This window comes from Paraburkholderia bannensis, assembly GCF_014200455.1.
Lineage (GTDB): Bacteria > Pseudomonadota > Gammaproteobacteria > Burkholderiales > Burkholderiaceae > Paraburkholderia > Paraburkholderia bannensis_A.
The window spans coordinates 14,371-26,564 of sequence record NZ_JACHBW010000011.1 but is presented as its reverse complement, the minus strand read 5'-3'; the positions used below and the strand labels follow the sequence as shown (position 1 = coordinate 26,564).

General features: G+C 65.6%; 12 protein-coding genes. 10 read left to right on the top strand and 2 right to left on the bottom strand.

The window, feature by feature from the left end; all coding sequences use genetic code 11:
- Positions 1 to 28: 28 nt before the first annotated feature.
- Positions 29 to 379, top strand: coding sequence for a PilZ domain-containing protein (locus F4827_RS18905; RefSeq protein ID WP_260175298.1), 351 nt, complete (start codon positions 29 to 31; stop codon positions 377 to 379).
- 32 nt (positions 380 to 411) lie between these two features.
- Here F4827_RS18905 and F4827_RS18900 read toward each other — a convergent pair whose 3' ends face one another.
- A complete protein-coding gene (locus tag F4827_RS18900; RefSeq protein WP_183725877.1) occupies positions 412 to 1,383 on the bottom strand; it encodes a Dyp-type peroxidase in 972 nt (323 codons plus the stop codon).
- Between the two features lie 302 nt (positions 1,384 to 1,685).
- Between F4827_RS18900 and F4827_RS18895 the strand changes: the two genes are divergently transcribed.
- From F4827_RS18895 to F4827_RS35385, 3 genes are all read left to right on the top strand, one after another.
- On the top strand, positions 1,686 to 3,146 hold the full coding sequence (locus F4827_RS18895) for an MFS transporter (RefSeq protein WP_183725875.1): 1,461 nt from the start codon (positions 1,686 to 1,688) through the stop codon (positions 3,144 to 3,146).
- 69 nt (positions 3,147 to 3,215) lie between these two features.
- The gene (locus F4827_RS35390) at positions 3,216 to 4,037 is read left to right on the top strand and encodes an MFS transporter (protein ID WP_260175297.1); all 822 of its coding nucleotides are present in this window, start codon (positions 3,216 to 3,218) and stop codon (positions 4,035 to 4,037) included.
- Positions 4,013 to 4,678 carry a hypothetical protein gene (locus tag F4827_RS35385; RefSeq protein ID WP_260175296.1) on the top strand — a complete coding sequence of 222 codons (666 nt, stop codon included), beginning with the start codon at positions 4,013 to 4,015 and terminating at the stop codon, positions 4,676 to 4,678. Before F4827_RS35390 ends, F4827_RS35385 begins: the two co-directional genes overlap by 25 nt.
- Before the next feature lie 6 nt (positions 4,679 to 4,684).
- Here the strand turns inward: F4827_RS35385 and F4827_RS18885 are convergent, their stop codons facing one another.
- Positions 4,685 to 5,593: a LysR family transcriptional regulator gene (locus F4827_RS18885; protein WP_183725872.1), complete on the bottom strand. Its 909-nt coding sequence runs from the start codon at positions 5,591 to 5,593 to the stop codon at positions 4,685 to 4,687.
- A gap of 288 nt (positions 5,594 to 5,881) precedes the next feature.
- Here F4827_RS18885 and F4827_RS18880 point away from each other — a divergent pair, with 288 nt between their 5' ends.
- The 6 genes from F4827_RS18880 (at position 5,882) to F4827_RS18855 (ending at position 12,185) form a co-directional block, all read left to right on the top strand.
- Positions 5,882 to 8,158, top strand: coding sequence for a TonB-dependent siderophore receptor (locus tag F4827_RS18880; protein ID WP_409258822.1), 2,277 nt, complete (start codon positions 5,882 to 5,884; stop codon positions 8,156 to 8,158).
- A gap of 22 nt (positions 8,159 to 8,180) precedes the next feature.
- Entirely contained in the window at positions 8,181 to 9,146 is a 966-nt protein-coding gene (locus F4827_RS18875; RefSeq protein WP_183725870.1) for an ABC transporter substrate-binding protein, read from the top strand.
- Positions 9,133 to 9,780 (top strand): nicotinamide riboside transporter PnuC, encoded by a 648-nt coding sequence (gene pnuC / locus F4827_RS18870; RefSeq protein ID WP_183725868.1) that lies wholly within the window; start codon positions 9,133 to 9,135, stop codon positions 9,778 to 9,780. Before F4827_RS18875 ends, pnuC begins: the two co-directional genes overlap by 14 nt.
- A gap of 23 nt (positions 9,781 to 9,803) precedes the next feature.
- Positions 9,804 to 10,991: a phosphotransferase enzyme family protein gene (locus F4827_RS18865; protein WP_183725866.1), complete on the top strand. Its 1,188-nt coding sequence runs from the start codon at positions 9,804 to 9,806 to the stop codon at positions 10,989 to 10,991.
- A complete protein-coding gene (locus F4827_RS18860) occupies positions 10,988 to 11,896 on the top strand; it encodes a sulfurtransferase (protein ID WP_183725865.1) in 909 nt (302 codons plus the stop codon). Before F4827_RS18865 ends, F4827_RS18860 begins: the two co-directional genes overlap by 4 nt.
- 103 nt (positions 11,897 to 11,999) lie before the next feature.
- Entirely contained in the window at positions 12,000 to 12,185 is a 186-nt protein-coding gene (locus F4827_RS18855; RefSeq protein ID WP_183725864.1) for a hypothetical protein, read from the top strand.
- Positions 12,186 to 12,194: the final 9 nt, after the last annotated feature.

The following is a 12,194-nucleotide window of genomic DNA, read 5'->3' as shown; positions in this document are numbered from 1 at the left end:
TAAATCTTGAGAAACTGGTGTTATTCATATGGCGAGTGAACGCGATTTTCGGCGGGACGTCCGCACACCCATGTTGTTCGGCCCACTCCTGCTCAATAAGGACGGCAGGGCGCTCGCTCAGGTCGCCGACCTGAGTTCGCACGGGGCGCTGCTGCATGCGCGCAGCGGCCTGTTCTCGCGCGGCGAGACGGTTGCGGGCTGGCTGCAGTCGTCCGCCATCGACCACGACGACGAAATCGTCGTCGTGGTGGCGCTGGAAGTGCGCTGGATCGCGGAGGATCACGAACGCGGCTGGAGCCGTGTGGGCTGCGAAATGCGGCCGCTCGATGCCCGCTCGAAAGCGCGCTTGCATTCGCTCATCGCCAAAGCCGGGCCGTAAGCGGCGCTGCACGCGGCGTTGTCAGCCCGCTTCTACGGCGCGAGATTGCCGAGAAATGCACGCGCCGGGGCGAAAAACGTCGCGCCGGTCACCGCTTTGGAGAAGTCCAGAATCCGGTCGTGCAGCGGCGGCGGATCGCCGATGAACATGCGCTCCAGCATTCTCTCGATCACCCAGAGATGCCGCGAATAGCCGATGAAGTAGGTGCCATATTCGTTGCGTCCGGGGCTGGCGAACGGCATGTTGTCGCGCAGGATATCGTGCTCGCCGTCGGCGTCCTCGATCGTGCAGAGCGTCTTGTGCGACTTCTGCCCTTCGGTGGCGTCCGGCAATTCCGTATTGTCGAATTTGGTGCGGCCAATAATGGCTTCCTGCGTCTGCACGCTTTGCGCTTTCCACTCTGCCATGTCGTGCAGATACTTCTGGATCACGATATAACTGCCGCCCGCGTAATCGGGATCTTCGTCGGCAACGAGGGTCGCGAGGGGCAGATCGAGCCCGTCCGGATTCGCCGTGCCATCGACGAATTGCAATAAATCGCGTCCGTCGAAATAGCGGAACCCCGCCACGTCGTCGACCACCTCGACCGCGCCGCCGAAAGCCTCCAGCAGGATCTGTTCGAAGGCGACGATCACGTCCATCGACGCCGCGCGAATGTGATAAAGCAGATCGCCCGCAGTGGAGACCGCTGTGTGTGTCGCGCCGCGCACTTCCTTGAAAGGCGCGAGTTCCTTTGGCGGCGGCTTCGCGGTGAGCGGCCCCCACGCACGATGCGAGATGCCGACATTGCAGGTGAACAGCCCGCCTTGCGCGCGAATGCGAATGTCCTTGATGAGATCGTCGGTGCTGGCGAGCACCGATTGCGCGGTGGCAATCGACGCGCTGTCGTGCTTCACGTTCAGTACCAGAAACGCAGCCGCCGCGGTGAGGGGGGCGTCGATGGATTGGGGCTCGGTATCCAGCGCGCGCTGTGGATCCGTAACCGGCGATGACGGCGGGTTCATGAAGCCTCCTTCCGCAAGGTGGACAACTCCTGCACCATAGCACCGATGCGTTCGAGCGTCGATTTGCGTGCAGCAGCGTTTTTGTACGAGCATTCGGCGCGATGGCCTGCACATGCATGTGTTCGCATCTATCCCGTATGTGTTGGCAGCAGCTTTGCGATCCGCACGGATAAACCTGGCGGATCTGCTTTTCAGCCAATATTCCCGCGATATCGATAAGGTTCCGAGAACTCGTTCGTTGTGCTGGATGAATCGGCCTCGTATAACTGCACGCTGTTCTTGCCGTCATCCAGGGGTTTATCTTGAGCACTCTCGATATCGATCCGGTTGCGTCCGCACCCATTCGCAGCGCCAGCGATGTTTCCCGCCTGATCAACGCCAGCACGGCACGCGCAAGCCACGCGCGCGTGATCGTGCTGCTCGCGCTGGGCGGCGTGTTTCTCGACGCCTACGATCTGACGACGCTGTCGTATGGCATTCAGGACGTGGTGCGCGAGTTCAATCTCACGCCTGCGCTGACCGGCTTCGTCACCTCGTCGATCATGATCGGCACCATTCTGGGCAGCCTGGTCGGCGGCTGGTTCACCGATCGTATCGGCCGCTACCAGGTGTTCATGGCCGACATGCTGTTCTTCGTGGTCGCGGCCATTGCCGCAGGGCTCGCGCCCAACGTGTGGGTGCTGATTGCCGCGCGTTTCGTGATGGGCCTGGGTGTGGGCATCGATCTGCCGGTGGCGATGGCGTTTCTGTCCGAGTTCTCGAAGTTTCAGGGCAGCGGCAACAAGGCCTCGCGCCTCGCGGCCTGGTGCCCGATGTGGTACGCCGCGTCTTCGGTGTGCTTTTTGATCGTGTTCGCGCTGTATTTTCTGCTGCCGCAGGAGCACGCGGGCTGGTTGTGGCGCGCATCGCTGATCTTCGGCGCGGTGCCCGCGCTCATCATCATCGCCGTGCGCAGCCGTTTCATGAACGAATCGCCGCTGTGGGCAGCGAATCAGGGCAAGCTCGACGACGCGGTGCGCATTCTGCGCGAGTCATACGGAATTCACGCGCACAAGGCCGATGCCGCGCCAGCATCGTATCGCGCCGCCGGCCAGCCGGCTGTGAGTTTTCGCGTGCTGTTCCAGCGGCCCTATCTGTCCCGCACGGTCGTCGCGAGCGTGATGAATCTGTGCATTCCGTTCGAATACACGGCGATCGCGTTCTTCCTGCCCTCGATCCTCTCGCAGTTCCTCGGCGCCGGGGTCTTCGAGACTCTTTCGGCGTCGCTCGCGCTCAACGTGCTGTTCGCGCTGACGGGCGGCTTGCTCGGCATGCGGCTCGCCCATACGCGGCCTTCGCGTCATGTCGCGCTGGCGGGCTTTGCGCTGCAATTCGTGGCGCTGGTGGCGCTCGCGCTGCTAGGCCACCCGCAGACGGCGCTGGGGATCGGCATCGCGCTGGCGGGGCTGGGCGCGTGGCTGTTCGCCGAAGGGTTTGGTCCTGGCGCGCAGATGATGATCTACCCGGCGCTCTCTTACCCCACCTCGATTCGCGGCACGGGGCTGGGCTTTGGCCGCGCGCTCACGGGCATCGGCAGCGCGGTGGCGCTGTTCGTACTGCCGATTCTCAACGCACGGCTGGGCACGGATATGTTCTGGGTCGTCGCGCTGGCGGCGGTCATCCCCATCGGCTTTCTCGCGCTCGTGAAGTACGAGCCGACTGAGCACGATATTGACGACGAAGACGCCCACGCACATGAACGATTGCTCGATGAACGCGTTTGAGGTGTCTAGCGCGTTTAGCGCGTTTAGCGTGTTTAACGTGTTTCAAGCGCCGCGTGCGGGGCGCACAGCATGACGCAGGCTGAATTCGACACCCATCACGCGCGGCCGGTTCTGGGCATTTGCGTGGCGATGGGCTTTACCACGCTGCTCGACCAGACGATCTTCGGCCTGGCGTTGCCGCGTCTGCGCGACAGCCTGCATGCGTCGCCCGATGAATTGCAGTTGATCGTGTCGGTCTACTCGATCGCCTTCGGCATTGCGCTCGTTCCCGCAGGGCGGCTTGGCGATCTGATCGGGCGGCGCTTGCTGTTTCTCGTCGGCCTGGCGATGTTCAGCGGCTTTAGCCTCGTGGGCGGTCTCGCCGCAAGCGCGCAAGTGGTGATCGTCGCACGCGTGCTGCAAGGCGTGGGCGCGGGCATGATCAACACCCAGGTGCTGGGACTGATCCAGGATCTGTTTCGCGGCGACGCTCAGGCGAGGGCGCTTGGCCGTTATGCCTCGGCGGGTGGACTCGCGGGGTTGGCCGGCCCCGTGCTGGGCGGCCTGCTTCTCGCACTCACTCCGGTAGAGGTCGGTTGGCGGCTGCTTTTTCTCGTCAACGTGCCGTTTGGCATCGTCATTTTCTATCTGGCTTTAAGGTATTTGCCGCGCAGGCGCCGTTCGAACGCGCGATTTACCATCGATGCGCTCGGGCTGCTGTTGCTGAGTGCCGTGACATTGTTCTCGATGCTCGCCACGCTGCAGGGCGGGGATGGGCTGCTGTCCGCACGCAGTTGTGTGGTGAGCGCAATCGCCGGTGCGGTGCTGTTCCTGCTCTGGGAGCGGCGTTATCAACGCCAGGGCGGCGTTATCAACGCCAGGGCGGCGTGCCGATTCTGGGCGCGGGCCTGACCGGCTCGCCCGGCTACGTGCTGGGTACGCTCGTCGCGATGTTCCAGTTCGCGGGCGGCACCACCTTCGGCATGGTCACGACGCTGTTTTTTCTCGACGGCCTGAAAACCGGCCCATTGCTGTTCGCGTTGCTGTCGATTGCGCCCGCCGTGGGCATGATGGTGTCGTCTGCGCGTAGCTGGCGGTTTGCCGCGCGCTTTGGCCGCCCCGGCGTGGTTGCGGCGATTGCGGCCTATATGGCGGCGCTGATGGTGCTCGGCGTGGGTGTGATGCGGTTGCCGGTGATCGGCATGTTGCTGCTGTATCCGGTGATTGGCTTGCTGCTGGGCGCGTTTGGCGGGCTCATTCATGCGCCGAACCAGGCGATGGCGCTGGCGGAAATCGGTGCAGGCGAGGGGCGCGGAACGGCTGCCGGTTTTTTTCAGTTGTCACAGCGGATGGCGTCGTCGGTGGGCATGTCGTGGGGGATCGGCCTTTTTCTGGGCGGCGCGAAGGCGCACGGCGGCTTGCTCGCGTGGCGTCTGGCCTTTGGCGAGGCGCTGATCCTGATCCTGGGCCTGCTGGGCGGCGCGCTGGCGGCTGCGCTGGGCGACTGGATGCGCAGGCGGCGTCAGGCCGCACGATACGCGTGGGTGCGTTAGGCAATGCTACAGGGCTGGAGTGAGCACGTCTTCCGTGGCATCGGCGTGCGGCAGCAGATCCGCAAAACTGGCGACGAAATTCGCCACGATCGAATCGACGCCCGCGTCGCGCCACGTCAGGCCGACATCCCAACGCGCGTCGGCGTCCTGGATCGGCAGGCAAACGACTTTATCTCCGGGCGACTGCAGCGCCGATTCGTGCATAATCGACACCCCCAGTCCCGCGCCAACCAGCGAGAGGATGGTAAGCGACTCGTTCGCGTGCTGCACGAAGCGCGGCTCGAAACGTCGCGATGCGCAAAAACGCACGATGTGGTCGTGCAGGCCGGGCGCGCGCGAGCGTTGCAGCATCAGAAACGGCAACGCCTGCAAGGCGTCTAGCGCGGGGGCTTCGAAGCCCTTGATGGTGGGTGCGAGCGCGCGCGGCACCACCAGCGCGAGCCGGTCGGAAAGCAGACGCCGGTGGGCGAGACCCGCCTGCACCGGCAGACGCACGAAACCCGCCTGAAGGCTGCCTTCGAGCAGCCGCTTCATCTGTTCCGCCGACGACAGATCATGCAGCGCGACCTCGACTTCGGGAAAGCGCTCGCGAAAGCGCGGCAGCACGCGCGAGACCGTCTCCACCGTCGAAAAGCTATAGCCGATCGCGAGCCGCCCGACTTCGCCGCGCGCGGCGCGCTTGCCTTGCGAGAAAACGCGTTCGGCCTGCTCGACGAGGGGCCGCGCCTCGCCAAGGAAATAGCGGCCCAGCTCGGTCAGTTCCGTGCCGTGACGGTCGCGCCTGAAAAGCGGCGCGCCGAGGTCGTCTTCGAGACGCTTGATCTGCTTGGTGAGCGCGGGCTGGGAGAGATTGAGCGTCTGCGAGGCGAAGCCGAAATGCAGCGAATCCGCCAGCGTGACGAAGGATTTAAGCAAATGGAAGTTCATATCCGCGAGTTATCACCGCCTGGAAAACATGTCATTGGACCGCGCGGCGCGGCTATGGTCGAATTCGATCTCGTGAAGATTTCGCGCAGTATAGCGGGCGCTTTTACGTCGGAGTGCCATGTAATTCTTATATGGAATGACGTGATTTGAATATTCGAAAAACCGTATGCGGATGCATTGAAATACGTGTCAACGCAACGGTGCCGTCGCTCGTTCAAGGGCGGATTGACTAGCAGGTAATACATGAAAAGATTGTGGGGAGAAACACGCGGGGCGATGGCGTCGCGTGGCGGGGCGCGCACTTTTGTGCGTCCGGTGGGGTTGAGTCTGGGGCTGGGATTGAGCTTGATGGCGCTGCATCCGCTGGCCATCGCGGCGCAACAGGCGGCAAACGCAGCAGCAGAAGCCGATGCAGCACCGGCGACAGCAGCAGCACCTGCAACAACAACAGCAACGCCCGCGCGCGACGCACAGGTCTTGCCGACCGTCACCGTCAACGGCGCGAATGGCAATGGCTGGCGCGCCCGCACGGCGTCGGTGGGCGGTTACGAGAACGCGCCGCTGCGCGACACGCCGGCTTCGATCACCGTGGTCACGCGCGCACAGCTCGACGACCAGCAGGCCAAACGCCTGAGCGATGTGGTGCGCAACGACGCATCGGTGAATAACGACTACGCGCCAGTCGGTTACTACGAAGGCTTTTCGATTCGCGGTTTCGCGCTCGATCCGGCCAGCGCTTACCGTCTCGACGGCCTCACGCTCTCGGGCGAGCAGAACGTCGCGCTGGAAAACAAGGAGCGCGTGGAGATACTCAAGGGTCTCGCGGGTATCGACAGCGGCGTGATCGCGCCAGGCGGCGTGGTCAACTACGTGAGCAAGCGGCCCGAAAACGTGGCGAGCGTGACGGCGGGCGTGGACAGCCGCGGCTCGACTTCGGCGGCGGTGGATCTGGGGCGGCGCTTCGGCCCCGACGATCAGTTCGGCCTGCGCGTGAATGCCGCCAAAGAGAACATGCACTCGTATATCGACGGCACCAACGGACGCCGCAGCTTCGGCTCGATTGCAGCGGACTGGAACATCAACCCGCAGGCCAGCCTGCAACTGAATGCGGAATTCCAGCAGTGGATCCAGCGCTCGGCTTCGGGCTACCAGTTGCTGGGCGGCACGGTCGTGCCCTCGTCGGTATCGTCGTCGAAACTGCTGGGCGCGCAGTCGTGGGCCAAGCCCGTGACGACGGACGCGCTCAACATCAACGGCCGCTTCGACTACGCCTTCAACGACAGCTGGCGCGCCTACGTCACGGCGGGGCGCAGCCGCACGATGATCGACGATAACGTCGCCTTCGTATACGGCTGCTATTACGCGGCGAGCTGCAGCGCGGGCACCACCTCGCCATACTTCTTCGGCGCGAACGGCGACTACGATGTCTACGACTATCGCAGCCCCGGCGAATACCGCCGCAACGACGAAATGCGCGCCGCCATCGACGGCAGGTTCAGCACGGGCGCATTGCGTCACGACTTGCTGTTCGGCACCAGCGCGCTGCATCGCGTGGTGCATCTGTCCGATGCGGTCTACGACTACGTGGGCAGCGAAAACATCTACGGGCCCGATCAAGACTTCTCGCCGTCGCCCAATTCGCCGGGCGTGTCGTATCCGCAGCTCGACGCCTGGCAGTACTCGGTGTTCGCCAGCGACCGCGTGAGCCTGGGCGAGCACTGGCAGGTGCTGGCGGGCGGCCGCGCGGTGTTCCTGCGCCAGAAGGCATGGACGAGCCAGGACGGCCCCGAGAGCGGCACCGATCGATCCGCGTTGCTGCCGCAGGTCGCGCTGGTCTACAAACCGGTCGCGCCCTTATCGATTTACGCGTCGTACAGCAAGGATCTGTCGCTGGGCGACCAGGCGCCGGTGCGGGCGAGCAATGCCTATTCGTTCCTGCCGCCGGTGGAGTCGCATCAGTACGAGATCGGCGCGAAATACGACTGGGCGAATCGCCTGAGCCTCACGGCAGCGGTGTTTTCGATCACGAAGCCGTTCGAGTATGCGCAGCCCGATGCCTCGGCGTCGGGCTACACCTTCGTGCAGCACGGCACGGAGCGGCATGACGGGATCGAACTTTCGGCTGCCGGGCGCGTGAGCGAGCGCCTCACGGTGACGGCCAGCGTCGCGGCGATTCGCGCGCGCGCCTACGATTCGGGCACGCCCGCTTACGAGGGGCATCAGGTCATCAACGTGCCGGCGCTGCATGCGGCGCTCAACGCCGATTGGGCGGTGCCGGGCCTTGCGGGCTTCGATCTGCTGGGCGGCCTCGAATACAGTTCGAGCCGCAACGCCAACGAAGAAGGCACGGCGCGCGTGCCGGGCTGGATCGTGGTCAACGCGGGCGCGCGCTATACGACGAAGATCGCCGGCCATCGCACGGTGGTGCGCCTGTGGGTCGACAACCTTTTCAACCGCTACTACTGGCGCGATGCGGGCGAGCAGCAGGGCGACGCCTATCTGTTCCTCGGCGCGCCGCGCACCGCGCGCCTGTCCGTGACTTACGACTTCTGAACGCATCTGTGGAGACCCTCGCATGACCCGTATCACCCTGATGCTCGAATACTTTCACCCGTGGACCAACGCCGCGGGCTTCTATCTCGCGCGCGACGAAGGTTGGTTCGCCGAAGCGGGGCTCGACCTGGAGATCGTCGTGCCCGATCCGGCGCGCGGCGACGCACTTGCGCATCTCGCGCGGCACGAGGTGGATTTTGGCGTGTTTCCGAGCAATCGCCTGTTCGTGCAGCGCGAGGCGGGCCGTCCGCTGGTCGGCATCGCGGCAGTCAATCACCGCGCGCTGGAAACGATCCAGACCGTGGCCGCCACCGGCATCGAGCGTCCGCGCGATCTGGCGGGCCGCCGCCTGGCGCTGAACCCCACGCCGCGCGGGCTGGCGATGGTGCGTCACCTCGTGGCGCACGACGGCGGCGACCCGGACGCCATCACCATCGTCGACAGCGGCGTGCGCGAGCTTGCGCCGGAAAGCTTTATCGATGGCGAGGCCGATGCCTCGTTCGGCAGCTACTGGGCGTGGGATACGCTGCTGCAGACGGGCGTGCCCGATGCGCAGCGCCGTATCTGGCCGGTCGATGAAATCGGCGCGCCCGCTTACCATAGCTATCTGCTCGGCGCGCACGAGGACACGCTGGAGACGCGCGGCGAGATCGTGCGCGGCTTCCTGGCGGCCGCGCGGCGCGGTTATCTGGCGGTGACGCAGGAGCCTGAACGCGCGCTGCCGTCGCTGGAACGGGTGATTCCGTACTTCCCGCGTTCGCTGCTGGCGCGCTCGCTGCCGCTGATCGCCTCGACGTGGACGCACGAGGGCGAGTGGGGCGTGCAGCGCGACGCGCTGCTGCATCCCTACGCGCAGTGGCTCCACCAGCACGGCGTGCTGCGCGGCGCCTCGCAGAGCACACACGCGTTCACGAACGCGTTTCTACCCGACGATGCCAGTCGCCAGATTCACGCCACGGAAATTGCTATCCATCATGTCTCCACTTGAAATCGTCGGCGTCATCGTCAGCGCTTTGGCAATCTGGCTCACGGCGCGCCGCAAGATGCTGTGCTGGCCGGTCGGGCTGGCCTCGGTCGCGCTCTACGGCTGGATCTTCTTCGACGCGAAACTCTATTCCGATGCGCTCTTGCAGGCCGCGTTCGCGCTGCTCCAGCTCTACGGATGGCAGCGCTGGTACGCGCAACGGCGCGGCCAGCAGCCGGGCGATGAGCTGCGGTCAGACGAGGCCGTCGCTCCAGTCGTTCCTGTCGTTCCAGTCGGCAACCTGCCTTTCGCGCGCATCGTGCCGGACCTGCTCGCGGCGGTGGTATTGAGCGCGCTGCTTGGCGCGGCCATGGCGCATTTCACCGATGCAGCGCTGCCCTGGGTCGATGCCTCGCTCACGGCCTTCAGCCTCGTCGCCCAATACTGGACCGGGCGGCGCTATATCGCCTCCTGGACGCTGTGGATCGTGGTCGACGTGATCTATGTCGGCATGTTCGTATTCAAGGGGCTGTACCTCACCTCGGGCCTCTACGCCCTGTTCCTGGTGCTGGCGGCGCTCGGCTGGCGCGACTGGTCGCGCGCGCTGCGTGCATCCGGTGCGCAGGCGGCTTACGCTGCTTCGGAGAACCGCGTCTGATGCCTCATGCAGCGATCCCGCCGATGACTTCCGATACATCAAACGACACCCCGAACGACACCCCGCACGCCGCGCCGCAATTCACCGTCGACGGCGAGAAAACCGTGCGCGACTGGCCGCTCATCACGCGCGACGAGGTCGAGCGCCTGCTGGCGGACTATGCCGGTCTTGCGCCGCTCGCGAAGATTGCCTGGCACAGCCCGCGGCCGTTTTCGTCGGCGGTGCTCGCGCACACGCTCGATGGCCGCGCGTGGTTCGTCAAGCGCCATCACGCCCGCCTGCGCAGCGCGGCGGGGCTGGCCGAAGAACACGCGTTCATCGCTCACCTGGGCAGCCGCGGCCTGCCGGTCGCCGACGTGCTCGCGGATCGGGCGGGCCGCACGGCCATCACGCGCGACGACTGGACCTGGGAGGTGCACGCCGCCGCGCCCGGTATGGATGCGTATCGCGGCGTGATGTCGTGGAAGCCGTTTTTCGATGCGAGCCATGCGTGGTCGGCAGGTCGCACGCTCGCGCGCCTGCATCTGGCGGCGGCCGACTACGACGCGCCCGCGCGCACGTTGCAGCCGCTGTTGTCGAGCTTTCGGGTGATCGGCTCGCCCTCGCTCGAACCGGCGCTGGAGCAGTGGGTGCAGGCCCAGCCAGGTCTCGCGCGTTCGCTGGCGAAGCACGACTGGCGCGCCGATATCGCCGAAATCATCGCACCCGCGCACGCGCGGCTCGCGCCCTTGTTGCCCGCGTTGCGCCCGCTCTGGACCCACGGCGACTGGCACGCCTCGAACCTGCTGTGGACCGACGCCACGCCCGGCGCGCAGGTGCGTGCCGTCCTCGACTTCGGTTTGTCGGATCGCACCTGCGCCGTCTACGACCTCGCGCTCGCCATCGAACGCAACGCCATCGACTGGCTGGCGGCCCCGGCGGCTTGCGCGGTGGAGTACGCGCACATCGCCGCGCTGCTCGACGGCTACGAATCGCTCGCGCCCTTGAGCGACGCCGGATACGAAGCGTTGATCGCGCTGCTGCCCATCGTGCATACGGAGTTCGCGCTGCTCGAAGTCGAATATTTCGACGATATCCTCGGCGACGAGGCTGGCGTTGCGGCGGCCTACGACGGCTATCTGCTGGGACACGCGCGCTGGTTCGCGCAGGACGACGGGCAACGGCTGCTGGCGTGGCTACGTTCGCGCCGCCGCGAGGAGGACCGGGCATGAGCAATCAGCAGCACGATGACGCGGCGCGCCGCGCTCATATCCTGATCGAGGCGGCGGAACTGGCCGCGCGTCTGGGCGAGCCGGGGCTCGTCGTACTCGATGCGCAGGTGGAGTTAGCTTCGCCGCGTTTCGATGGCGATTATCGGGTCGCAAGCGGTTACGACGGCTGGCTCGCGCAGCGTGTGCCGGGCTCGCGCCACGCCGATCTCACCGAAGCCCTTGCCGCGCCGCACGCGGCGCTTTCGTTCATGCGCCCCGCGCCGCAAGCGCTCGCGCAGGGGCTTGCGGCGCTGGGCGTCGGACCGGCTTCGCCGGTCGCGATCTACGACCGCAGCGATGGTTTCTGGGCCGCGCGGCTCTGGTGGATGCTGCGCTGGATCGGCATCGAGGCCCGCGTGCTCGACGGCGGCTGGCGCGCATGGTGCGAGGCCGGGCTGCCGGTCGAGAGCGGGCCGCCCCATGCGACGCCAGCAGCAGCGAGCTTCGAAGTGCACGCCCGCCCTGGCATGTGGGCCGACCGGGCCGATATCGAAGCCATCGTCGCGGGCCGCACGCGCACCGCGCTCGTGTGCGCGCTTTCAGCCGATATGTTCACGGGGAAAGCCGCTAGCCGCTACGCCCGGCGCGGGCATATTCCCGGCAGTGTGAATCTGCCTGCGCGCAACCTGTTCGATGCGGGCGGGCGTTATGCATCGGTATCGGCGCTACGCGTTGCGTTCGGTGCGCTCGCGTCGGAACAAGCGGTTTGCGTCTACTGCGGCGGCGGCATTTCCGCGGCCGTGGATGCGCTTGCGCTCACCCTGACGGGCCACGACGCCGTATCGATCTACGACGGCTCCCTGCAGGAATGGGCCGCTGATCCCGCCTTGCCGATGGTGACAACGCCGACGCCGACGCCGACGTAGGGCATCGGTCGACCGACCTGCTAAGCATCGGAGAAATGCTTGGTTGGCTGTTGCGCAGGCGCTGACTAGATTGGTCGATATGCCATCCCGCGAGGACATCGTCATGTCGAATCCCATCGCCTGGCGCCTGTGGAATATCTTCAGGCGCGACCCCATCGAAGCCCGGGCGCAACGCCCGGACGCCCACGAGCAGGCCGAGCGTGCCGCGCTCTATGCGAGCCACGGCTACTTCCATTCCAGCTTCACGCCGCTGCTCTTTCCCTTTGTGCCGGAGATCCCGCTCGACTAGGCGCGCCGC